The organism is Amycolatopsis sp. NPDC114484, from assembly GCF_055633755.1.
In genome coordinates this window covers 24,441-46,717 of record NZ_JBVKDQ010000002.1, presented here as the reverse complement: position 1 = coordinate 46,717, position 22,277 = coordinate 24,441, and the positions used below count along the sequence as shown (strand labels likewise).

Sequence of the window (22,277 nt, the reverse complement as noted above, 5' to 3'; positions counted from 1 at the left end):
TTTCTCAAGAACCGAGCCGAGCGCGGGGGTCGAGGACCCCGTAGAGCACGTCCACCGCGAAGTTCGCGAGGACGACGAAGAAGGCGGCGAACAGGCTGACGCCCATCAGCACCGGCAGGTCCACCTGGTGCACGGCGTCGACGAGCAGCCCGCCGAGACCGGGCAGGGCGAACACGCGCTCGGTGATCACCGCGCCGCCGAGCAGCGCGCCGAGGTCGACCGCGAACACCGTCACCACCGGCAGCAAAACGTTGCGCAGCGCGTATTTCCCGATGACGGTCCGCTCCGGCAGGCCGACCGCCCGCGCGGTGCGGATGAAGTCCTCGCCCATGATTTCGAGCATCTGGCCGCGCGAGAGCCTCGCGTACACCGCGGCGTTGATGAACGCCAGCACCAGCCACGGCAGCACGAGGTGCCACGCCCAGTCGACCGGGCTTTGCGCGAACGTCACGTAACCGCTCACCGGCACCACGTCGAGCGTGAAGCCGAACAGCAGAATCCCCAGCAACCCCACCAGATACGCGGGCGCGGACACCCCCGCGAGCGTCACCGTCATCGCGGCGCGGTCGGCGAACTTGCCGCGGCGCAGCGCGGAGAACACGCCGGTCGCGACGCCCGCGATCAACCAGATCACCGACGCGCCGACGGCCAGCGAAACCGTGATCGGCAACCGGTCCCCGATCAGCGCCAGCACGGGTTCGCTCTGCTGGAACGAATACCCGAAGCAGGGCGCGGAGCAGACGATCGCCGTCACGCCGGTGCCGAAGGTGCGGCCGGTGAAAATGCCGCCGAGGAAGTCGAAGTACTGCTGGATCCACGGCTTGTCGAAGCCCATGAACTCCCGCGCCAGCGCCAGGTTCTCCGGCGTGCACGGCTTGCCGCAGGACATGAACGCCGGGTCGGTGGGCAGCAGGTAGAACACCGCGAAGGTGCCGAAGCTGACCACGAGCAGCACGCCGAGCATGCCCAGCAGGCGGATGCCCACGAAACGCAGAGTGCGGTTCACCGGCGCACCGCCGTCTTCGGGTCGAGCGCGTCGCGCAGCCCGTCGCCGAGCATGTTGAACGCCAGCGTCGCGATGAACAGCGCGGCGCCGGGGAAAATGAGGAACATCGGATCGGTCTGCACCCAGTTGATCGCGTCGCTGATGGAACGGCCCCAGCTCGGCGTGGGCGGCGGGATGCCGACGCCGAGGAACGACAGCGCGGCTTCCAGGCCGATGTTGGCCGGGATGCTCACCGTCGCCAGCACGATGATCGGCGCCCACAGGTTCGGCAGCAGCTCGCGGCGGAACACGTGCACGCCGCCCGCGCCGAGTGCCCGGGCCGCCCTGACGAAATCGCGGTTGCGCAGGCTCAGTGTCTGCGCGCGGACCACCCGGGCCACGCGCGGCCAGCCGAACAGGCCGATCACCGCGATCAGCAACAGCGGCCGCGGGATCGACTGCGGGGCGACCGCGCCGAGCGCGATCATGAAGATCAGCTGCGGGAAGCCGAGGAGCACGTCGGTCACCCGGCTCACCACGGTGTCCCACCAGCCGCCGGCGTATCCGGCGCTCGCCCCGAGCAGCACGCCCAGCAGCATCGACACCGCGGTCGCGGCGAGCCCGATCAGGAACGACGTGCGCGCGCCGTACGCGACGACCGCGAAGAGGTCCCGTCCGGTCAGCGGTTCGACGCCGAACCAGTGGCTTCCGCTGATCCCGCCGAGGAATCCCGCGCCGGTTCCGTCGGCCGGATTGAGCAGTTCGGTGTGGTAGGTGTACGGGTCCTGGCCCTCGATCAGGGCGAGCACAGGAGCCGCGAGGGCGGTGACGATCACCAGGACGATGACGACCGCGCTGGCCTGGGCCCAGCGGTCGTGCCGCAGCGCGCGCCACAGGTTCCGGGAGGCCGGGACGGCCGCCGGGACTCCGGCGCCGCCCGGCGACAGGATGTCGGACAACGGTTCCCTATGCAGATCAGCGTTACTTGACGACGTGACAGTAAAGAACCCGAAGGAAATTCACCACGACGGCGGTGCCCTTCCCGGATCGTGAGACGGCGCAGGCCTCGCGCCTCCCTTCGGGATTCGTGCCGTTCGCGCAGGTCACCGAAGGTCCGGCGGCCGGGGCCAGTCTGCCGTGCGGACGGCTGCCCGGCCAGTGTTGTTGTCACCCGTTCGGAGGCAGTCCCGGGCCAGCAGGCTGACTCCGTTTGTGCCGCCCGCCGCCGGAGGTTGAACTGGCCGCACACAACCAGTCTCATGTGGACGGAAGGACCTGCCGATGTCTCGCTGCTCGCGCCGCAAGCTCGCCGGAGTGCTGATCGCCGCGGCCGCGGCCGCCCTGCTGGTAAACCCGGCCGCCTCCGCAACACCCTCGGCGGTCACCGCGGCGGTGAACGGCGGCGACGCGATGTACACCGTCTCGCCGGGACCGGGCCGCGAGCCCTACTACTGCTCCGCCGGGTTCGCGATCCTGGTCAAGAACGTCCGGTACCTCCTCACCGCCGGGCACTGCACCGAACACGGGCTCGACTGGAAAGACATCGGCCGCAACGTGGACAGCCACTTCCCGGTGACCGATTACGGCCGCGTCGAGAACCCCTCCGGCTCCGGGCACAGCCAGGTCGATCTCTACGACGGCGGCACCCAGCGGATCCTGCGCGCGGGCACCCCGGCAGTGGGCCAACTGGTGTGCAAGAGCGGCATGACCACGAAGAAGACGTGCGGAAAGGTCCTCGGCCTCAACCAGACGGTGAACTTCGGCGACGGCAAGCAGGTCGTCGGGACGATCGCCACCGACATCCCGGTCGGCGCCGGCGACAGCGGCGGCCCGTTGTTCTACGCCGGGGTCGGCTACGGAGTGCTGTCCGGCGGGAACAACCAGGTCAGCTTCTTCCAGCCGCTGCCGCCCGTGCTCGCCGCTTACGGCGCCACGCTCGCCTGAGCGGGAGGCGGCTACGCGACAGCGTCCAGGCCGAGGTCGATCCAGAACCGGTCTTCGCCGCGCTTCCGGCCGTCCGGCACGCCGCCGTTGGAAAGGATCACCCGGCGCGACGGTTCGTTGTCCGCCTCGCAGGTCAGCAGGACGCGGTCGAGCCCGAGACGGCGGCACTGCGCGAGCCCGGCCGTCAGCATCCGCGTGGCATGGCCTTGCCGTCGCCACGGGGGCACCACGTGATACCCGATGTGGCCGCCCGCTTCGGCGAGTTCGGCGGTGAGTTCGTGCCGGACGACCAGGGTGCCCAGGTAGTACTCGCCGGAGACGTACCAGAAGAGCGTGGAAGGCACTCCCCAGCGCGGCAGCACCCCGCGCCGCGCGGCGACGAACCCGGCGAAGTCGGCGCTCGCCGAGTCCAGCCATTCGGTCGGGCGGCCTTCGAGCAGGCAGTCCGCCTGCTCGCCGACGAGGTACGACGTCCGCACCTCAGCCGTGGGCAACACCAGGCGGGGCGACTCGACGAGACGGATCATCGGCCCAGTCTTCCCGCCGATCTCCCGGCGCACAGCTCATTTTTCGCTTCCGCGGACGGCGGGCGTCACCCCTGCGCCAGTCCCGCGTGCCCTTCCCGCAGCGCGCGCTTGACGATCTTCCCGCTCGGGTTCTTCGGCAGCGCGTCCACGAACACCACGTACTTCGGGCACTTGTACCCGGCCAGGTGTTCGCGGGCGTGCGCGAGAACCTCCGCCTCGGTGAGCGTGACGCCCTCGCGCGGAACGACGGCCGCGGTGACCGCCTCGATCCAGTGCGGGTGCGCGACCCCGAACACCGCGACCTCGGCGATCCCGTCGAGCAGGTACAGCGCTTCCTCGACCTCGCGGCTCGCGACGTTCTCGCCGCCGGTCTTGATCATGTCCTTCTTCCGGTCCACCACGGACAGATAGCCCTCGTCGTCGAGCACTCCGAGGTCGCCGGAGTGGAACCAGCCGCCTTCGAAGGCCTCGGCGGTCTTCTCCTCGTCCTCGTAGTACCCGAGCGTCGCGTGCGGGCTGCGGTGCACGATCTCGCCGACCTCGCCGGGCGGCAGCTCGCGGCCGTTCTCGTCGACGATCCGCGTCTCGACGTTGATCGACGCCCGGCCGGCCGAACCCGCCTTCGCGAGTTGTTCGTGCGGGCGCAGGATCGTGGCGAGCGGAGCCATTTCGGTCTGGCCGTAGAAGTTCCACAGCTGCACGTCCGGCAGCCGGCGGGAGAGTTCGCGCAACACTTCGGCGGGCATCGGCGACGCGCCGTAGTAGCCCTTCCGCAGGCTCGACAGGTCTGTCGTGTCGAACGCCGGGTGCCGCAGCAGCGAAATCCACACCGTCGGCGGCGCGAACAGCTTCGTCGCGCGTTCGCGTTCCACCGCGGCCAGCAACGCCGCCGGGTCCGGGCCGGGCAGGATCACGCTCGTCGCGCCGAGATAGACGTCGACCGACAGGAAACAGTCCAGCTGCGCGCAGTGGTAGAGCGGCAGCGAATGCACCTCGATGTCGTCGCCGCTCATGCTTCCGTCGATCGCGCACGACACGTACTGCGCGATGAGCGACCGGCTCGACAGCAGCACGCCCTTCGGCCGCGATTCGGTGCCGGAGGTGTACATCAGCCGCAGCGGATCGTCGTCCGCGACGAGCACGGCCGGAGCGGTTTCGTCGCCGGGCTGGTCGATCCAGTCCGCGACGCTCTCCCATTCGCCGCCGCTGCCGCCGATCCGCGCGCGCAGGACGTCGGTGCGGCCGGAGCGCTTCACCGCTTCCGCCGCGGTGTCGAGCAGCGCGTCCTGGGCGATCAGCCCGGACACTCCGGCGTGGCCGAGGATGAACGCGATCTCCTCCGCGCCGAGCATGAAGTTCACCGGCACCAGCACCACGCCCAGCTTGGCCGTGGCGAACACGAGCACGGCGTACTCCCAGCAGTTGCGGCTGAGCAGCGCGAGCCGGTCGCCCTTCGCGAGACCTCGTTCGGCGAGCCGGTGCGCGCAGCGGTTGACCGCCGCGTCGAACTCGCGGTAGGTCGCCCGCCGTTCGCCGGAGACGATCGCGAGCTTGTCCGGGAGGCGCAACGCGGTGCGCCGCAGGAGATCCCCGACGGAATGCTGGCGGGCGTGCTGGATCGCTTCCGCCGTTTCGGCGCTGAACGGGCTCGGCATAGCCGGAGTCTCATCCACCGGCGCGGCGTGCGCAAGCAGGACCGGCGGCGGGCTTTCCGGCTCGCCTGCGCGACTCTCGCCCCGCGCGCTATCTCAAGTGGACAGAGGACCAGCCGGGTTCCTCGCCGTCGCGTCGCGGCGCCGAACGGTTCGCGATGATCGGCTGATGGACCCACGACTCCGGCCCGTCCTGCACGCGCAGCCCCGCACCGAGCCGCCGATCGAGGCCGACCCGGTCACGTTCCCGGACCCGGTTTCCCGTCCGCGGGCACGGTGAGCGACTGCCGCCACGGCATCTTCATCTGGCGCCGGACCGTGCGCGGAAGCGGAACTGCCCGAACAAGCGACCGGCGCGGACACCGTCCGGGCAGCGGTACGGAAATCCCTGCGCGCCACCGTACTGAGCAGGCGCCAGGACCGGTCCCAGCGCGGGAAATCCGCTCAGCCGTCCTTCGCCCACACCCGCACGGCCACCGCGACGGCGATCCCGGCGACGCCGAGCACGATCCCCGCGACCAGCAGCCCGGACGCGATCAACCCGAGCGCGGCCACCGCGAACAGCGCCGTCTCCAGGAGGAATCGCGTCGGTTCCGGGCAGCGCCGTTTGGCCCGGGGCGCGATCACGAGCCCCCAGATCGCCGCCGCCAGCGCCGGCCACAGCACCGCGGCGAGGATGTCGAGGAACACGTTCCCGCCGAGCCGCGCGCCGGCGACCGCGAGCCCGGCGAGCAGCGCCAGTTCGGTCAGGAAGCGGATGACGAGCACCGCGCCGGGGAAACCGCGCAATTCGGGTCGAGTGGTGGTCACGCCGGGAGCCTAACGGCCGGGCCCGCGCTCCGTGCGCGGAGTCGCGGACCCGGCCGGAATCAGCGCCGGGCCACCATCCGCGACAGGGTCATCAGGATCGCCCCGAACACCAGCAGCGCCGCGCCGAACACGGCGAGCCGCGGAGTGTTCACCCCGGTCTTCGCCAGTGCCTGCTGCTTCGGCTGGCTCGCCTCCTGCGCGGAAGCCCGCGCCGGCTGGCTGCTCGTGACCTTCTGCGGAGCCGTCTTCTGCGCGACCGGAGCCTTCGGCGTCACCTTCGCGACTTCGTGCACGCGAGCAGTGAGCGAGTCGGCGTGCTTCGCGTCCGACAGCGACCCCGGCGGGTTCGCCTGCTTGCCGCCAGCCCAGACGAGACCGCTGATGTCCTTCTTCGCCGCGGTCGACGAGGTGGGCGACGTGGACGCGGGCGGTTTCGTCGCCGAGGACGTCGGGCTGCTGGACGTCGTCGGGCTCGCCTTCGTGGTCGTCGTCGGCGAAGTGGTGGCCGAACCGGTCGGCGTCTTGGTCGGGGTCTTGGTCGCCGAGGAGTTCGGCGGCGCGCTAGTCGTCGGCGTGCTCGACGTCGGCGGCTTCGTCGACGTGGTCGGCTTCGGCGGCGCCGGTGCCTCGCTCTTCGGAGCCTCGCCGCCGGCGAACTTGATCAACTGCTCCATCGAACCGTTGAACGAGTCCTGGTCGCCGGGCTTGTTGCCGGAGTCCGAGTACTGCCAGACCGTGTAGTACCGCCAGCCCGAGGGCAGCGGGCCCGCGCTTTGCGCGTACCGCGCGATGAACAGCGGATGCGTGTCGCCGAACGCGTTCGAGTTGCCGGTGCAGGTCTTCCACCAGTCCGTGGTGGTGTAAAGCATCGGCCAGCGCGACGTTTTCGCGTGCAGCCGCTCGGAGAACGACCGCACCCACGACACCATCGCCGACTGCGACAGGCCGAAGCAGGTCGAGCCGTGCGGGTTGTATTCGATGTCCAGCATCGGCGGCATGGTGCGGCCGTCCGCGGACCAGCCGCCGCCGTGCGCGACGAAGTAGTCGGCCTGCGTCGCGCCGTCGGACACGTCCGGACGCGCGAAGTGGTACGCGCCGCGGATCATCCCCACGTCGTACGAACCGTTGTACTGCTGCGCGAAATACGGGTTTCGGTACCCGGTGCCTTCAGTCGCCTTGACATAGGCGAAGCGCGCGCCCGCGTTCCACGCGCCCTTCCAGTCCACATTGCCCTGGTGCCCGGACACGTCCATGCCCGGCACCTCGGCAGGCGCTGCGGCCGCCTGGGGCGCGTGCAGCAGCCCCAACGCTCCGACGGCAGCCACCGCTGCCGCCGCCACGACCGCACCCGCCCGAGCCGCTATCCGCCCGGAGCCCGTCATCCTCTACTCCCTCTTCTTTTCCCGCCCTGGGAGCGCTCCGGCCGTCCGCCTCTCTTCCCCAAGAGCGGCACCGGATCACCTGGGCGAGCCCCAGTGTGTGTGACACGCGGGACGCCTGTAAACCACTGGGAGTGATGTGACGCGTGGTACACAAGAGGTTTTCCGAGGTCACCGGCGGTACGGCCGGTCCGGGCCGGGACGAAACTCACCCACCCCGGGTCACTGTCGGCAGCGAGCCCGGCACTCGTCGCAGCGGGTAATCGGGCCGCCTCGGCGCAGCGAAGCGGCCCGGGAAGCCGGACAGAGCAGCCGGACAGAGCGACCCCGGGACGCCGGGACAGAGCAACTCCGCGAATCCGAGCCACGCGGCCGGACAGAGCGACCCCGGAACCCGAACAGAGCGGCCCCGGGAATCCGAGCCACGCGGCCGGACAGAGCGACCCCGGAACCCGAACAGAGCGGCCCCGGGAATCCGGACGGCGCGGCCGGACAGAGCGACCCGAGCCGCCGGGCGGCGAACGCCCGCGCCCGTCGCTTCGTCCTCGCGCAAGGGCCGAAGGTAGGTCGCCCGCCGCCGCCGGAGACTCGCCCGGCCCGCGCGACACGCCCGGCCCGGCGATCCGTTCACGAACAACTCCCCCGCACCGGAAACCCTTGCCCGCACTGCGGAAACCGGCCGCCACCAGCGCTTTCCGCGCAGACCCCGGTAATCGTCCGGCCACACAGCGTCAACCCGGCCGACGTCTTCGCAACATCTTGGCAACCGGCTTGACACCGGCTGTGGTCCGGACCACCCTGCAGGACATTGGTCTACACCATTTGTCATTCAGCCCCGGTCGCCGACGACCGGGCACCGAAAGGACGAGACACGTGAAGCGCTGGCTCAAGCTGGCGGCGGGAACCGCCGCCATCACGCTCGCCACGGCCGGGTGTGCCGGCTCCGGCGGGAGTGAGAACGCCTCGAGCGCTGGGGGCGCGCAGGACGGCAAGCTGACGGTCTGGCTGATGACCGGCTCCGCGCCGGACAGCCTGACCTCGGCCCTGAACAAGGAATTCGAGGCCGCCCACCCCGGCGTCAAGGTCGACTACCAGATCCAGCAGTGGAACGGCATCCAGCAGAAGCTGACCACCGCGCTGGCGAGCGACACGCCGCCGGACGTCATCGAGGTCGGCAACACCCAGACCCCCGCGTTCGCCGCGCAGGGCGTGCTGGCCGACCTCTCCGGCGACGTCAGCAACCTCAACGGCGGGCAGTGGCTCGCCGGGCTCAAGGCGTCCGGCCAGTACGACGGCAAAACCGTCGGCGTGCCGTTCTACGCCGCGAACCGCGTCGTGATGTACCGCAAGGACATGTTCGAGCAGGCGGGCATCGCGAAGCCGCCGACGTCGAACGACGAATGGCTCGAGGACATCGCGAAGCTGAAGACGAAGTTCGGCGGCGACTCGCAGTTCCAGCCGCTCTACATGCCGGGCCAGAACTGGTACGCGCTGTCGTCGTTCATCTGGGACAACGGCGGCGACATCGCCAAGGCCGAGGGCAAGTCCTTCAAGTCCTCGCTCAACACGCCGGAAGCCAAGGCGGGCCTCGAGTTCTACAAGAAGCTCGTGGACGCCTCCGGCACCACCGCGCCGAAGGACAACGACGAGGCCACGCCGCAGCAGGCGGGCATCTACGGCGCGGGCAAGGTCGCCATGTTCATCGGCACCCCGAACGAGGTGGCGACCGCGGCCAAGACCGACCCGGGCATCACCGCCAAGACCGGCGCGTTCCCGATCCCGTCGAAGGCCGCGGGCCAGGGCGCGCCGGTGTTCCTCGGCGGCTCGAACCTGGTCGTCCCGCTCAACAGCAAGCACCAGGACCTCGCCAAGGACTACCTGAAGCTGCTGACCAGCACCAAGTACATGACGCAGCTCGCCGCCGGCGGCTACGTGCCGGGCACCTCCACCGACGTCAGCGCCCTGGACAAGGACCCGCTGGGCTCGGTGATGGCGAAGGCGTCGAAGAACGGCCGGGCGATGCCGGCCAGCCCGAAGTGGGGCGAGGTCGAGTCCGGCCAGAACCCGCTGAAGGACATGCTGACCGCGTACCTGACCGGGAAGAAGACCCTGGACCAGGCCGCGGCCGACGCGAACACGGCCCTCGACAAGATCATCGGCGGATGACCGCGACGAAGGACAAGCCGATGCCGGCGGGGGCCACCCCGCCGGCATCGGCGCACGTCGGGGCGGCACGGAAGCGGACCGCCGGCTGGTTCAGCGAACGGCTCATGCCGTACCTGCTGATCCTGCCCGCGCTCGCCTCCGTGCTGGTGCTGCTCGGCTGGCCCACCGTTCAGATGCTCGGCATCAGCCTGCGCCAGCTCGACCTGCGCGAGCTGGTGACCGGCAAGATGGTGTGGATCGGCTTCAAGAACTACACCGACGTGCTGTCCGACCCCGAGTTCTGGTCCGTCACGATCCGCACGATCGTCTTCACCGGCGCGGTGGTCGCCGCGACGCTGCTGGTCGCGCTGCTCATCGCGGTGCTGATGCGCCATCTCAACCCGGCGCTGCGGATCTTCCTGCAGATCTCGCTGGTGCTCGCCTGGGCGGTGCCGGTCATCGCCACCACCACGGTGTTCCAGTGGATCTTCGACCAGCAGTACGGCATCCTCAACAAGACGCTGGACCGGCTGGGCTTCCACTCCTTCATCGGGTACTCGTGGTTCTCCAGCGGCACGAGCACGCTCGTCGTGATCGGGCTGCTGGTGCTGTGGCAGGCCGTGCCGTTCGTCGCGTTCACGCTCTACGCGGGCCTCATCGGCGTGCCGCGCGAGCAGTACGAGGCGGCGGGCATCGACGGCGCCGGGCCGTGGCAGACGTTCGTCGCGGTCAGCTGGCCCGCCATCCGGCCGATCCTGACCATGGTGACGTTCCTGTCGATCCTGTGGGACTTCAACATGTTCGCCCAGGTGTGGGCCATCCGCCAGGGCGGCCCGGACGGCGCGAGCACGACGCTGGCGATCCTGCAGTACCTCAAGGGCATCGCGGGCAGCCACTTCGGCTCCGCCTCCGCCATCGCCACCATCATGCTGGCGCTGCTCCTGCTGGTCACCGGCCGGTACGTGCAGCTGCTGGTCCGCACGAAGGACGGGGAGATCGCATGAGGAAGTCCCTGCCCGCCCGGGTGCTGGTGTCGGTCGCGGGCCTGGTCGTGGCGCTGCTGTTCCTCTTCCCGACGTACTGGATGTTCACGACGTCGCTGAAGACGCCGGGCGACGTGCTGTCGCCGAAGTACGACCTGATCCCGACCTCGGCGACGCTGTCGAACTTCGCGTCGGCGCTGACCAAGCCCGGGTTCGTCACGTATCTGAGCAACAGCCTGATCGTGACGCTCGGCGCGGTGCTGGCCGCGCTGATCGTGGGCGTGCTGGCGGCGATCCCGCTGGCGCGCTTCCGTTTCCGCGGCCGCAAGGGGTTCCTGCTGCTGATCCTGGTCGCGCAGCTGGCCCCGCTGTCGGCGCTGTTCATCCCGATGTACCTGCTGATGCGCGACACCGGGCTGCTGAACACGCTGCCGTCGCTGCTGCTGATGTACTTCGCGACGTCGCTGCCGTTCACCGTGTGGATGCTCTACGGGTTCGTCAACGGCATCCCGTACGACCTCGAAGAGGCCGCGATGATCGACGGCTGCAGCCGGGTCGGCGCGTTCCGCCGGGTCACGCTGCCGCTGCTCGGGCCGGGCCTGGTGACCACGTCGGTGTTCAGTTTCATCACGGCCTGGAACGAATTCCTGTTCGCGCTGGTGTTCATGCGCGACCAGTCGAAGCAGACGCTGCCGGTGTGGCTGTCGTCGTTCAAGACGGCGTTCTCGATCGACTGGGGCGGCGTCATGGCGGCATCGGTGGTCTATGCGATCCCCGCGGTGATCTTCTTCCTGATCGTGCAACGGAAACTCGTGTCCGGCATGACCGCCGGCGCGGTGAAGGGATGACGGTGGCTGAGCCCCGCGAGCTGGCCGAAGCCGTTCTGCTGCCCGGATTCGCCGGGACCGCGGCACCGGATTGGGTCCGCCGCCGCCTCGCCGAGGGTCTCGGCGGCGTGATCCTGTTCGGCCGCAACGTGGTCGACGACGAACAGGTCGCCGCGCTCACTTCCGCGCTGCGGTCCGAGCGGGACGGCGTGGTCGTCGGGATCGACGAGGAGGGCGGCGACGTCACCCGCCTCGACGTCGGCAAGGGCTCGTTCGTGCCCGGCCCGCTCGCACTGGGCGCGGCCGGGGACCCGGAGCTGACCGCGTCCGTCGCGGCCGCGCTCGGCGAGCGGCTGGCGGCGTGCGGGGTCACGGTCAACCTCGCGCCGTGCGCGGACCTCACGCTCGCCGCGGAGGACCCGGGCATCGGTGTGCGGGCGTTCGGGTCGGACCCGGTCGCGGCTTCGCCGCACGTCGCGGCGTTCGTGACCGGCATGCAGAAGTACGGCGTCGCCGCGTGCGCGAAGCACTTCCCCGGGCACGGCGCGGCGACCGAGGATTCGCATCTGTCGCTGCCGGTGCTGCCGCGGACCGCGGCCGAGCTTCGCGAGGTCGAACTGGTCCCGTTCGCCGCGGCGATCGAGGCGGGCGTCCGGACGGTCATGTCCGGGCACCTCGTGGTCCGGGAATGGGGCGAGGACCCGGCGACGTTCAACCGGACCGCGCTAGTCGACGTGCTGCGCGGCGAACTGGGGTTCACTGGGGCAGTCATCACCGACGCGTTGGAGATGGGGGCCGTCTCCGGGGCGTACGGGCGGCACGACGGCATCGGCGAGGCTTCGGTCCGGGCGCTCCTGGGCGGCGCCGACGCGCTTTGCCTCGGCGGCGCCCCGTTCGACGCCGCGACGCTGGACCGGACCGCCGAGGCGATCGTCGCGGCGGTGACCGAGGGACGGCTTCCCTTGGAGCGGCTGGCCGATGCCGCTGCCCGGACCGCCTCGCTGGGCACCTCCCCCGCTCCGGCGACGGTGCGGCCGGTGGACTACTCGCTCGGCCTGTCCGCCGCGCGGGCCGCTTTGCGGATCACCGGCACGCCTAAGCTCACGGGCCCGTCGCTCGTGGTGGACGTGCAGACCGAACCGGGTATCGCCGCCGGACCGATGCCCTGGGGGCTCGGGGCGCATCTGGCGGAACTGGTTCCGGGCACTCGGACGCTGTCTGTCGCGCCGGACGACGTCTCGACGGTCTTGGCGGCCGCCTCGGCGGTGGAGAGCGTCGTGGTGGCGACCCGGGAAGCACACCGGCATCCGGCGGTGCGGGAGTTCCTGGCCGGACTGTCCACTGTGGACTACATCCGGGTCGAAACCGGGGTCCCCGGACCGGAATCCGGTACCGGGCCGCGGATCGACACGTTCAGCGGGTCCTACGTGAGCCTGCGGGCCGCGGCGGAGTACCTGGCTCGCTCCTGAGACCGTCCGTGAGGGGAACCCGGAGGGACTCTGATTCCCTCCGGGTTCCCCTCACGGACGAAACCGCGCAGTTCACGTCTGCGACACGGGCTCCGGGCAGAGGGCGAGCTCGGCCCAGACGGTCTTCCCTCCGGGCTGGGGCGTCTGGCCCCAGCGATCGGCGATGGCGTCGATCAGGGCCAGCCCGCGTCCCCCGCCGGCGTATCCCTCCCGGCTCCGGGCGAGGTCCGGGAGGGAGTCCGAAACCTCGAGCAGGATCCGGTCTCCGCGCAGCGACAGGACCAGCTCGCACGGCGGACGGGCGTGCCGCAGCGCGTTGCAGGCCATCTCGTCGAGCACCAGGCGCACGTCGGCCACCGCGTCCGCCTCGGCGTGCGGGAGATGACGGCGCACGAACGCCGCGGCCCGGTCCCGGATCCGGCGCAATGTCATGAAGTCCTGATCCAGCGCCAAGCGCAGACGCGCCCCTCCCGGGAGCAAGCGACTGCGCTGAACGTCGTCGGCACTCACGCTTGACCTCCTCGGCCTGCCTTGCGCCCGCTCGCCAAGACGAAGCTCGGCGCTGCTCCCCAGCGAGCCCCCGCTCGAATGGACGCTGTCAGTTTCCCTGTCCAAGAATAGCTCATACCCCCGGATCAGCGACGACAAACCAGAACCGCGCCAAGCGAGAGGGAGAGCGCGGGCAGTGAGGTTTCTTTGCCGTGCGAGAATCCGCGCACTGTGCACCTTTTTCCGCATGACTGATCTCCCTGCCCATCCGCCGGAACCCGGCCTCGTCCCGCGGTGATCACCGGTGCCTTCTGGGCCTAGGTGGCAGCGACCCTCGTCGGCATCGCCGGAGCAGTGGTCGCGATCGCATTGCCGCACTTGTTGTTCGCGTTCAAACTCCGCGCGGCACGTGGTTTGGCAACCCTCCAGCCCGGGTAACCCCGGTTCGTCTCATAGTCCGAATCGCTTTTCCCGAACACTGGAGAAGAAAGAGGTAATCGAGATGAGCGACACCGCCGGAAACAAGGCCGAAGAGATCAAGGGAAAGGCCAAGGAAGCGCTCGGCAACGCCACCGGGAACGAGCAGTGGCAGGCCGAGGGGAAAGCGGAGCAGGCCAAGGGCGCCCTCAAGCAGGCGGGAGAAAAAGTCAAAGACGCCGTCAAAGGCGTGAAAGACTGACCCGCGGACGGAGCGGCGGCCGGGACTTCGGTTCCGGCCGCCGCTTTGTCGCGACCCGGGCGCGGCGTCCCTTCTCCGCCGATGCCTCCCGCGGCTCAGCCCCGCCGACACGATGAAGCGCTGGCCGTCGGTCCGCCGGTGCGGTTTCGCGTGCCGGTAAAGTTCGGCAGTGCTGCCGGGTTGCGGGCAGGGAAATGAGGAGGCCGCGGTGACTGACGCCGGCACGAGGGACGCCGAAGACTGGGAGGCCGACCGGATCGCGTTCTGCGCGGAACCGGCCGTCGACGGCTGGGCCCGCAGCGGCGTGACCGCCGAGGGGCCGCTGGCGCGGCAGTTCGGCACGCTCGCGGTCCTCCTGCTCGACGCGGACTCCCTGCACGAAGCGATGGAACGCGTGGTGTCCGCCGCGCTGCGGATCGTGCCGGAGGCCGATCTGGCCAGCATCACCCTGCGCTCGGCCGACGGCGGGTTCCACACCCCGGTCTGCACCGACCCGACCGCCGAGGAGCTGGACCGGATCCAGTACCAGACCGGCGAAGGGCCGTGCCTGGAGGCAGCCCTGCAGGGACGGCCGGGGCACGCACTGGCCAACAACCTCCCCCGTTCGGAGGCGTTCCCCGAGTTCGGCAGGCGCGCCGGGCAGTTCGGGTTCGGTTCCCTGCTGGCCGCGACCCTGCTGCCGGATCTCAAATCCGACCTGCCGCCCGGCGCGATCAACCTCTACAGCCGCAAGGCCGGGGTCTTCGACGACGACGCCGTCGACAACGCGCTCGTCCTGGCCTCGCACGCGTCGCTCGCCCTCGCCGGATCGGCCGCGCACACCGCGGCCAGTCTCAAGGAAATCCATCTCAAGCGCGCCGTCGACAGCAGGGACCTGATCGGCCAGGCCAAGGGAATCCTGATGAACCGCCGCGGGATCTCGGCCGACGCGGCGTTCGACATCCTGCGGCGCACGTCGCAGGACCTCAACGTCAAACTCGTCGACCTCGCGCACACCGTGACCCAGCGGCACCAGGAACTCGACGTCTGAGCCCGTCCAGGTTGCGTGAATTCCTGACAAACGGGTAGCCGATCAGCAGGGTTGGGTCTCCCGCGCGCAGGAGATCAGGCTCCAGGCTCCGCCGGTCGAAACCCGAAGCCGGCGGAGCCGCCCGGGCCTCTGCCCGAAATCGGGGTTTGAGGCCGCCGCGGGCAGGTACCCGGGGAGCTGGCTCTGGGGCGGGTGCCCGACGGTCAGGTTCCGCTGGCGGTGTGGTGGCTCTTGGGACGGCAAGGGACACTGGGACCGATCGATCGACCGTCCCCAAGGCGAAAACGAGGTGAAGGGCCGCTCCGCGTGTCCAGAGTGTGGCAGATCTGAAGCGAGCGGTCCTTTCGGCGGCGGATGCCGCGGCGCGGTGGAGTTCGGCGCCGTGCCCGGTGCTGGTCACTGATGCCGACGGCGCGGTCGTCGCGCTCAATCCCGCGGCAGAGCGGCTGTTTCCCGAGGCTGTACCAGGCGTTGTGCTCGCCGAAGCGGTGCGCGACTGGCCGGTCGGCCGCCCCGCGGCCCGGGCTGATCCTGCTCGACCTCAACCTTCCCCGCAAAGACGGACGCGAGGTGCTCAGCGAAATCAAAGCGTCGCCACAGCTGCGCACCATCCCGGTAGTCGTCCTCACCACCTCCGAGGCCGAAGAGGACATCCTCCGCAGCTACGACCTGCACGCCAACGCCTACGTGACCAAGCCTGTCGACTTCGACCGCTTCGTCGAAGTGGTGCGCCAAATCGACAACTTCTTCGTCGCCGTCGTCAAGCTCCCGCACTGACCGCACCGGGTCCGTCGATCAAGGTTTGCACCACCGGACACGGGGTAACCGGGCCAGGTGTTGACGAGGAGCAGAGGTCAAGGCGGAAGCGCCGGCTCGGCGAAGAGAACCGGCCCGTTCTGTCCATCCAGCACCCCGACGGGTCTCACCAAGCACTTTTCTCGCACTCCTCGGCCTTTCTTCGATGGCGTCGTCGCGCACGAGGCGGCTCATCCGCCCTGGGCGCACTGCGCGAACAGCCGCCGCGCGACGGTTTCGCGGCAAAGAGCTTCCCTGCCCGGGATTTTCCTTCCGGGCATCCAACCGAGGGGAACAGAACGATGAGCGAGCCGGGTGGCCCTGCGGCGGATCCGCCGGGCGCGCTGTCCATCGAGCGAGCCGACCGCTCCCCCGCCGCGGTTCTCGCCCTGCGCGGGGACCTGGACCTCGCGACCGCGCCGAAACTGACGGCCGCCGTCGCCGAGACCTCGAGCGAGCGGCCGCCGATGCTGGTGCTCGACCTGACACAGATCGATTTTCTCGCCTCGGCGGGCTTGACCGCGCTGCTGGCCGCGTGGCGCGAGGCCCCGGAAGGCACGCGGGTCCGGATGGTCGCGGCCAGTCGGGCGACGCTGCGAACCATGCAGCTCACCGGCCTGGACCAGGTCCTGCCGCTGCACCCCACGCTCGACGCGGCGGTGGCGGACGGGCATCCCGTGCGGCCGATCGCCGGGAAGTAACCGGATTCACGTGCCGCCAACGGAAATCATGGGTTCGGCGCGAGAGCCGCTGGGTACCAGACGATCATGCGCCTTTCGGCCGACCACCAGGCGTTGATCCCCGCCAGCAGTGCTGATCTCTGTGCCCCCAGCGCCTTTCCGCCGCCTTGAGCGTCCACTGAGGACACTCGTGGCACCAGGACATCCCTTTCCTCCTCCAGGAGAACGCACATGACCGCGGCAACCATGACCCGCACCCGGAACCGCGACGAGTACCGGCACTGCGACGCGTTGTTCGAGGAGATCACTCGCGTCGCCGAGGACACCGGCGAGCACGTCCGGCTCCGGCACCGCCTCATCGAGGAACATCTGCCGCTGGCCGACCACATCGCCAGGCGGTTCGCCCGCCGCGGACAGCCTCTCGAGGACCTCGTGCAAGTCGCGCGCATCGGCCTCGTCAACGCCGTCGACCGGTTCGACCCCGCACGCCAGGCCGACTTCGTCTCCTTCGCCGTCCCCACGATCATGGGCGAGGTCCGCCGGCACTTCCGCGACCGCACCTGGTCGCTCCGGGTGCCCCGCCGCCTGAAAGAACTGCACCTGGCGCTGGGACAAGCCACCGCAGCCCTGTCCCAGCGCACCGGACGCGCTCCCACGCCGCGCGAACTCGCCGAGCACCTCGGCCTCGATCTCGAGGACGTCACCGAGGCTCTCCACGCCTCGAACGCCTACCAAACCTCCTCGATCGACCGTCCCGCGCACCACGACACCGATACCGCCGCCGTCGCCGACGCCCTCGGCGACGACGACCCGGACATCGAGAAGTTCGAAAACCGCGAGACCGTCGAAACCCTGTTGCGGGGCCTGCCCGCGCGCGAACGGTCCATCCTGGTCATGCGCTTCTTCCAGGACATGTCGCAAAGCCAGATCGCCGAACGCGTCGGCCTGTCCCAGATGCACGTCTCCCGCCTTCTCGCCCGCACCCTACGCACCCTGCGCGAGCAACTCGCCGAGGTAGAATCTTCATTGCGCACAACGGAACGGACCGCGGCCGAGCAAGCGCCTGTGCGACAGTAGCCGTGGTGTCGTTCGCCCTCCGGCCTTTGCTGCCGAACGGGGACTTCCAGCCCCGGTGCCCACCTCACGGTTTACCCTGTGCGGCAAGAGATCCTCACCTGACGGCCGCCACACGGACGAGCCCGTAGCCGCCACTGCCGAATCCCTTGCCGCGCAACGCCCCAAAGCCGTGCACAGCCGTGTCGATGGCGCACCGCAAGGCAACCTGGGAAAATATAAGCATGTTCGATGGTTTCACCACCGAGACAGTGGACGGCGCCGGTTGCCCCGTTTTCGTGCGGCACGCGGGCAGCGGCACGCCGGTGTTGCTGTTGCACGGGCATCCCCGCACTTCCGCGACCTGGCATTGGGTCGCCCCCAGGTTGGTCGAGCGCGGGTTCACGGTCGTCTGCGCCGATCTCCCCGGATACGGCCGCTCCGGGAAGCCGGAACCCGCCGAAGACCACGAGCCGCATTCGAAACGGGCAAACGCGCGTCGGCTGCTGGCGGTGATGAGCGCGCTGGGCCACGAACGTTTCTCGGTGGTCGGACACGACCGGGGCAGCTACCTCGCCCTCCGCATGGCCCTCGACTGTCCGAACCGGGTGCGCAGAGCGGTGCTGGCCGACTGCCTGCCGATCAGCGAACACCTCGGCCGCATCACTCCGCAGTTCGCGACCGCGTGGTGGCACTGGTTCTTCTTCGCCCAGCCCGAAATCCCGGAACGCGTGATCAACGCCGACCCCGACTCGTGGTACCGCGGCGACCCGGAAACGATGGGCCGCGAGAACCACGCCGAATGGCGCGCGGCAACGCGGGACCCGGAGGTGGTCCGCGGCATGCTCGAGGACTACCGCGCCGGCCTCACCGTGGACTACCGCGACGAACTCGCCGACCGCGCCGCCGGCCGGATGCTCAAGCAGCCGGTCCTCGTCCTGTGGTCCCTGCGCGACGACCTGGAAGACCTCTACGGCGATCCCCTGCGAATCTGGCGGGAATGGGCCGAGGACGTACGCGGACACGGCATCGACTCCGGCCACCACATGGCCGAGCTCGCACCCGAGCAGGTTTTCACGGCCGTCGCGGATTTCCTCGAACCGCTCAAAACGGAGTGAGACTGCGGATAACGACGGCGACAGCAACGCTTCTGAGCCAACGAGCACTTTCTCCTGTGCGACAAAAACGAAGTCCGCGCACCGCCGGTTTCGTTTTCGACGACACGCTCGCTCCAAGTCGCCACCTCCCACTGGACACGGTTACGCCGCGCTGGATCTTCCGCGGAATTTCCCCGCACGCACCGGGTTGGTCCGCACTTCACGATCCGGATCCAATGCCGATCGCAACGAAACCCTTGTCTCGCTAAGGAATCTGCAGCCACTCCAGCGCCGAACGCCTCGTGGGTGTTTCACCAGGCGGATAGGTCCAGTCCGCTGTCGTTGCGCCACCAGGGTGACCTGAAGAGGTTTTTCGGGCTTTTCGGGCTGGTTGTTGTTACGAAGCAGGCGTTGTCGGCGATGAAGCCGTTTGCATGATCATGTTCCGCCGTGCCGTCTGGTGTCGTCCAGGGCCTGTAGACCTCGGGTCCGATGTGTTTCCGGCGCGGTTCGTGCTGCACTCATTTCGTTCGAGGGGAAGAATATGAGGCACAGATCTGCGTTGGCGGTCTCCGCCGTGACCTTGGGGGCGCTGGTGGTCGCTGTACCGCACACCGCGTCCGCCGCGCCCCGCACGGTGGCTCCGCCGACCACGGTGTGGACTCCGCCGTCCACAGTGAACAAAACCCCGACCGGAGGCCAGCCGCCGACCGCCGCGTGGCGACCCGCCTACAAGCCGGGCGCGACCGCGGTCGCGGTGTCGTCGTGCGGGGCGCAGGAAACCGGGTTGCTGCCGCAGTATCCGTTGGAGCGGTTCAAGATCTCCGACCGGATGGAAGCACTGGCCAACACCCACGACGGAAACCTCACCATCACCCAACGGCAACTGACCGTCAAAGGCACCGGCGAGAACCTGTCCCTGTCGCAGGTGTACAACAGCCAGCGCCCGGGCAACGGCAGCTTCGGCAACGGCTGGACCTTGAGCCACGGCCAGGACGTCGGCCTCACCTTCACCGGCAGCGACGTCGTCCTGCACGGCGATTCCGGCTACTGCGCCACCTTCACCCGCAAGGCCGACGGCAGCTACACCCCAGCCCCCGGCGTGCACGCCGAACTCACCAAAGCTCCCGGCGGGAAATACCTGCTGACCTTCAACGGCTCCAACGAAACCTGGACGTTCAGCCCCGCGGGCTGGCTGGTCTCGGAGTCCGACCGCAACGGCAACACCGTCACCCCGCGCTACAACTCCGACGGCACCACCGCGTCGATCACCGACACCCAGGGCCGGGTCACGACCTTCGGCTACAGCAACGGGCTGGTCTCGGCGATCACCGACCCGACCGGCACCACCGCGGCGACCTACCGGTACAACACCGCCTCCCAGCTGACCGACTTCACCGACCGCTCCGGCACGTCGATGCACCTGACCTGGACCGGTACCGGCGACCTCGCGTCGATCCAGGACCCCAACGGCGCGACCTACAGCTTCGCCTACGACGCCTCCCACCGGGTCACCGAGGTGAAATTCGGCCGTCAAGCCGGGCAGATCAAGACCACGTTCGGCTACGGCAGCGGGCAGACCACCGAAACCGACCCGAACGCGCACTCCGCGACCTACAAATACGACGCCCAAGGACGCCAGACCTCGGCAACTGACGCGCTCGGACACCAGCAGCAAGCGTCCTGGACCGCCAACAGCGACGTCCAGACCACGACCGACGGGCTGAACAACAACACCACCAGCACCTACGACCCCCTCAACAACCTCATCGGCACCCAACTCCCCACGGGCGCGAAGACCAGCGTCGGCTACACCGATACGGCGCACCCGCATTTGCCGACCACGGTCACCGACCCGGCCGGGGACAAGATCTCCCGCAGCTACGACAACGCCGGGAACGTCACGAAGATCCACTCTGACGGCCTGAACGCCGACCTGCAGACCCTGACCTACACCCAGCCGTTCGGGCAGCCCTCGACCAGCGTCGACGGCAACGGCCACGTCACCCGCTACGCCTACGACAACGCCGGAAACCTTGCCACTGTCACCCCGCCCACCCCGCTCGGCGCCACCCATTACACCTACGACTCGCTGTCACGGGTTTCTTCGGTGACTGATGGGCGCGGGATCCGGCTGGACTACGGGTACGACAAACTCGACCGCGTCGTCTCCGTCACCCGCCACAGCGACGGCGTCGTCCTGCAGGCCGCCGCCTACGACAACAACGGCAGCCTCACCCGCCGCGACACCGCCACCGCCACCCACGCCTTCACATACGACACCGGCGGCCAGCTGCTGTCCGACACGCGCAGCGACGACACCAGCCCCGACGAGCACATCGCCTACGGCTACGACCTCGCCGGCAACCTCACCGCCGCGACCGACCCCGGCGGCACCGTCACCTACGGCTACGACAACGCCAACCGGCTCACCTCGCTGGCGGACCCGTTCTGGCAGACCACGACGTTCGGCTACGACAACGCCGACCGCCGCACCAGCACCACCTGGCCCGGCGCGGGCAGCCAAACCAACGCCTACGACAACTCCGGCCGCCAAACCAGCCTGACGGTCAAGAACGCCGCGGGAACCCAGCTGCTGCAGACCACTTACAGCTACAGCCGCACCGGCGGGGTCGACTCCGACCAGATGCAGTCCAAAACCGACGCCACCGGCACCACCAACTACGCCTACGACGCACTGCAACGCCTGAAGACCGCCGGTGCGACCAGCTACAGCTACGACAACGCCGGCAACATGACGAAACTCGGCGCCTCGAACTTCATCTACAACGCCGCCGACCAGCTCGTCAACGACGGCCGTACCCGCAGTTACGACACCGCCGGCAACCTCACCGGGTCGAGCAACCCTGACGAAACCAACAACTACAGCGACACCGGCCAGTTCGTCTCCGGCAGCGACGCCGCCGGCAACAGCCTCACCGCCAGCTACGACACCCTCGACCAAACCCAGCCCCACCAGCTCACCTACACCACCAGCGGCGGGACCACCACCGACCGGTTCACCACCACCGCGCTCGGCCTCACCCAGGCCGTGCACAACGGTGCCCGCACCAGCCTGACCCGCGACCCCAAGGGCGCGATCGTCACCGAGAAGACCGGTGCGGGGGCACGCTACAACGTCGTCACCGACTACCAAGGCAGCGTCGTCGCCCTGATCTCCGCCACGGGTGCCGTCGCCGCGACCTACCGCTACGACCCCTACGGCGGCAACACCGCCACCGGACCCAACGCGGGCGACAACCCGTTCCACTACCTCGGCCAATACCAGTACGGTGTCGACATGCTCCTGGGCTACCGCTGGTACTTCCCCGGCTGGGGCCGATTCCTCACCCCCGACCCCGCCGGACAGGAAACCAATCACTACGCCTACGCACACAACGACCCCATCAACAACAGCGACCCCACCGGCTCCTACTCCCTGGCGAACTTGGGAACAGATATCGGCAGTGCGGTCGGCGGGCTGGTGGCAGCTGGCCTCACCGGTGCTGCTTGCTTCGCAACCGGCGGCATCGGTTGCATCATCGCGGGTGTTGCGTATGGTTCGCTGATTGGCGGACTCGGCGGTGGTGCCGGCGCACTGATCGGCGGAGGCAATTCCGGTGAAGTCCGGGACGGTTTCATTAGTGGCGCTATCGGCGGCATCTTCGGATCGGTCTTAGGTGGCGTGAGCGGCAAGATAACGAAGTCTCTGACTCGTCGATAGGAATAGGCG

At 69.2% G+C, this 22,277-nt stretch carries 19 protein-coding genes; 12 read left to right on the top strand and 7 right to left on the bottom strand.

Features of this window, described 5'->3' with window-relative positions; translation table 11 throughout:
- Window positions 1-4 precede the first annotated feature (4 nt).
- Both ACZ7SW_RS06050 and ACZ7SW_RS06045 read right to left on the bottom strand, forming a co-directional pair.
- Complete coding sequence (locus ACZ7SW_RS06050; protein ID WP_470229297.1) at window positions 5-1,006, bottom strand: ABC transporter permease; 1,002 nt, start codon at window positions 1,004-1,006, stop codon at window positions 5-7.
- Window positions 1,003-1,944 carry an ABC transporter permease gene (locus ACZ7SW_RS06045; protein WP_470229296.1) on the bottom strand — a complete coding sequence of 314 codons (942 nt, stop codon included), beginning with the start codon at window positions 1,942-1,944 and terminating at the stop codon, window positions 1,003-1,005. Before ACZ7SW_RS06045 ends, ACZ7SW_RS06050 begins: the two co-directional genes overlap by 4 nt.
- A 322-nt stretch (window positions 1,945-2,266) precedes the next feature.
- On the opposite strand from ACZ7SW_RS06045, the gene ACZ7SW_RS06040 reads away from it, so the two are divergent.
- Window positions 2,267-2,929 (top strand): S1 family peptidase, encoded by a 663-nt coding sequence (locus ACZ7SW_RS06040; RefSeq protein ID WP_470229295.1) that lies wholly within the window; start codon window positions 2,267-2,269, stop codon window positions 2,927-2,929.
- An 11-nt stretch (window positions 2,930-2,940) separates the two neighbouring features.
- Here ACZ7SW_RS06040 and ACZ7SW_RS06035 read toward each other — a convergent pair whose 3' ends face one another.
- From ACZ7SW_RS06035 to ACZ7SW_RS06020, 4 genes are all read right to left on the bottom strand, one after another.
- Complete coding sequence (locus ACZ7SW_RS06035; RefSeq protein ID WP_470229294.1) at window positions 2,941-3,456, bottom strand: GNAT family N-acetyltransferase; 516 nt, start codon at window positions 3,454-3,456, stop codon at window positions 2,941-2,943.
- Window positions 3,457-3,521: 65 nt separating this feature from the next.
- The gene (locus ACZ7SW_RS06030) at window positions 3,522-5,111 is read right to left on the bottom strand and encodes an acyl-CoA synthetase (RefSeq protein WP_470229293.1); all 1,590 of its coding nucleotides are present in this window, start codon (window positions 5,109-5,111) and stop codon (window positions 3,522-3,524) included.
- A 441-nt stretch (window positions 5,112-5,552) separates the two neighbouring features.
- Window positions 5,553-5,918, bottom strand: coding sequence for a YrdB family protein (locus ACZ7SW_RS06025; protein ID WP_470229292.1), 366 nt, complete (start codon window positions 5,916-5,918; stop codon window positions 5,553-5,555).
- A 59-nt stretch (window positions 5,919-5,977) separates the two neighbouring features.
- Window positions 5,978-7,300 (bottom strand): lysozyme, encoded by a 1,323-nt coding sequence (locus ACZ7SW_RS06020; RefSeq protein ID WP_470229291.1) that lies wholly within the window; start codon window positions 7,298-7,300, stop codon window positions 5,978-5,980.
- An 870-nt stretch (window positions 7,301-8,170) separates the two neighbouring features.
- Between ACZ7SW_RS06020 and ACZ7SW_RS06015 the strand changes: the two genes are divergently transcribed.
- Genes ACZ7SW_RS06015 through ACZ7SW_RS06000 form a run of 4 tightly spaced genes read left to right on the top strand, consistent with a single transcriptional unit; the run spans window position 8,171 to window position 12,721 of the window.
- Entirely contained in the window at window positions 8,171-9,463 is a 1,293-nt protein-coding gene (locus ACZ7SW_RS06015; RefSeq protein WP_470229290.1) for a sugar ABC transporter substrate-binding protein, read from the top strand.
- On the top strand, window positions 9,460-10,446 hold the full coding sequence (locus ACZ7SW_RS06010) for a carbohydrate ABC transporter permease (protein WP_470229289.1): 987 nt from the start codon (window positions 9,460-9,462) through the stop codon (window positions 10,444-10,446). Before ACZ7SW_RS06015 ends, ACZ7SW_RS06010 begins: the two co-directional genes overlap by 4 nt.
- A complete protein-coding gene (locus tag ACZ7SW_RS06005; protein ID WP_470229288.1) occupies window positions 10,443-11,273 on the top strand; it encodes a carbohydrate ABC transporter permease in 831 nt (276 codons plus the stop codon). The genes ACZ7SW_RS06010 and ACZ7SW_RS06005 overlap by 4 nt, the downstream gene beginning before the upstream one ends.
- Window positions 11,270-12,721 carry a glycoside hydrolase family 3 protein gene (locus ACZ7SW_RS06000; protein ID WP_470229287.1) on the top strand — a complete coding sequence of 484 codons (1,452 nt, stop codon included), beginning with the start codon at window positions 11,270-11,272 and terminating at the stop codon, window positions 12,719-12,721. Before ACZ7SW_RS06005 ends, ACZ7SW_RS06000 begins: the two co-directional genes overlap by 4 nt.
- 72 nt (window positions 12,722-12,793) lie before the next feature.
- On the opposite strand, the gene ACZ7SW_RS05995 is transcribed toward ACZ7SW_RS06000, so the two are convergent.
- A complete protein-coding gene (locus ACZ7SW_RS05995) occupies window positions 12,794-13,231 on the bottom strand; it encodes an ATP-binding protein (RefSeq protein ID WP_470229286.1) in 438 nt (145 codons plus the stop codon).
- A 481-nt stretch (window positions 13,232-13,712) separates the two neighbouring features.
- Between ACZ7SW_RS05995 and ACZ7SW_RS05990 the strand changes: the two genes are divergently transcribed.
- From ACZ7SW_RS05990 to ACZ7SW_RS05960, 7 genes are all read left to right on the top strand, one after another.
- Window positions 13,713-13,889, top strand: a complete 177-nt coding sequence (locus tag ACZ7SW_RS05990) for a CsbD family protein (RefSeq protein WP_354734829.1) — start codon at window positions 13,713-13,715, stop codon at window positions 13,887-13,889.
- Between the two features lie 208 nt (window positions 13,890-14,097).
- Window positions 14,098-14,919 carry a GAF and ANTAR domain-containing protein gene (locus ACZ7SW_RS05985; RefSeq protein WP_470229285.1) on the top strand — a complete coding sequence of 274 codons (822 nt, stop codon included), beginning with the start codon at window positions 14,098-14,100 and terminating at the stop codon, window positions 14,917-14,919.
- A 402-nt stretch (window positions 14,920-15,321) separates the two neighbouring features.
- A complete protein-coding gene (locus tag ACZ7SW_RS05980; protein ID WP_470229284.1) occupies window positions 15,322-15,696 on the top strand; it encodes a response regulator in 375 nt (124 codons plus the stop codon).
- Between the two features lie 320 nt (window positions 15,697-16,016).
- Complete coding sequence (locus ACZ7SW_RS05975; RefSeq protein ID WP_470229283.1) at window positions 16,017-16,415, top strand: STAS domain-containing protein; 399 nt, start codon at window positions 16,017-16,019, stop codon at window positions 16,413-16,415.
- A 210-nt stretch (window positions 16,416-16,625) separates the two neighbouring features.
- The gene (locus tag ACZ7SW_RS05970; RefSeq protein WP_470229282.1) at window positions 16,626-17,471 is read left to right on the top strand and encodes a SigB/SigF/SigG family RNA polymerase sigma factor; all 846 of its coding nucleotides are present in this window, start codon (window positions 16,626-16,628) and stop codon (window positions 17,469-17,471) included.
- A 221-nt stretch (window positions 17,472-17,692) separates the two neighbouring features.
- Window positions 17,693-18,565 carry an alpha/beta fold hydrolase gene (locus tag ACZ7SW_RS05965; RefSeq protein ID WP_470229281.1) on the top strand — a complete coding sequence of 291 codons (873 nt, stop codon included), beginning with the start codon at window positions 17,693-17,695 and terminating at the stop codon, window positions 18,563-18,565.
- Window positions 18,566-19,088: 523 nt separating this feature from the next.
- A complete protein-coding gene (locus ACZ7SW_RS05960) occupies window positions 19,089-22,268 on the top strand; it encodes an RHS repeat domain-containing protein (protein WP_470229280.1) in 3,180 nt (1,059 codons plus the stop codon).
- Window positions 22,269-22,277 lie beyond the last annotated feature (9 nt).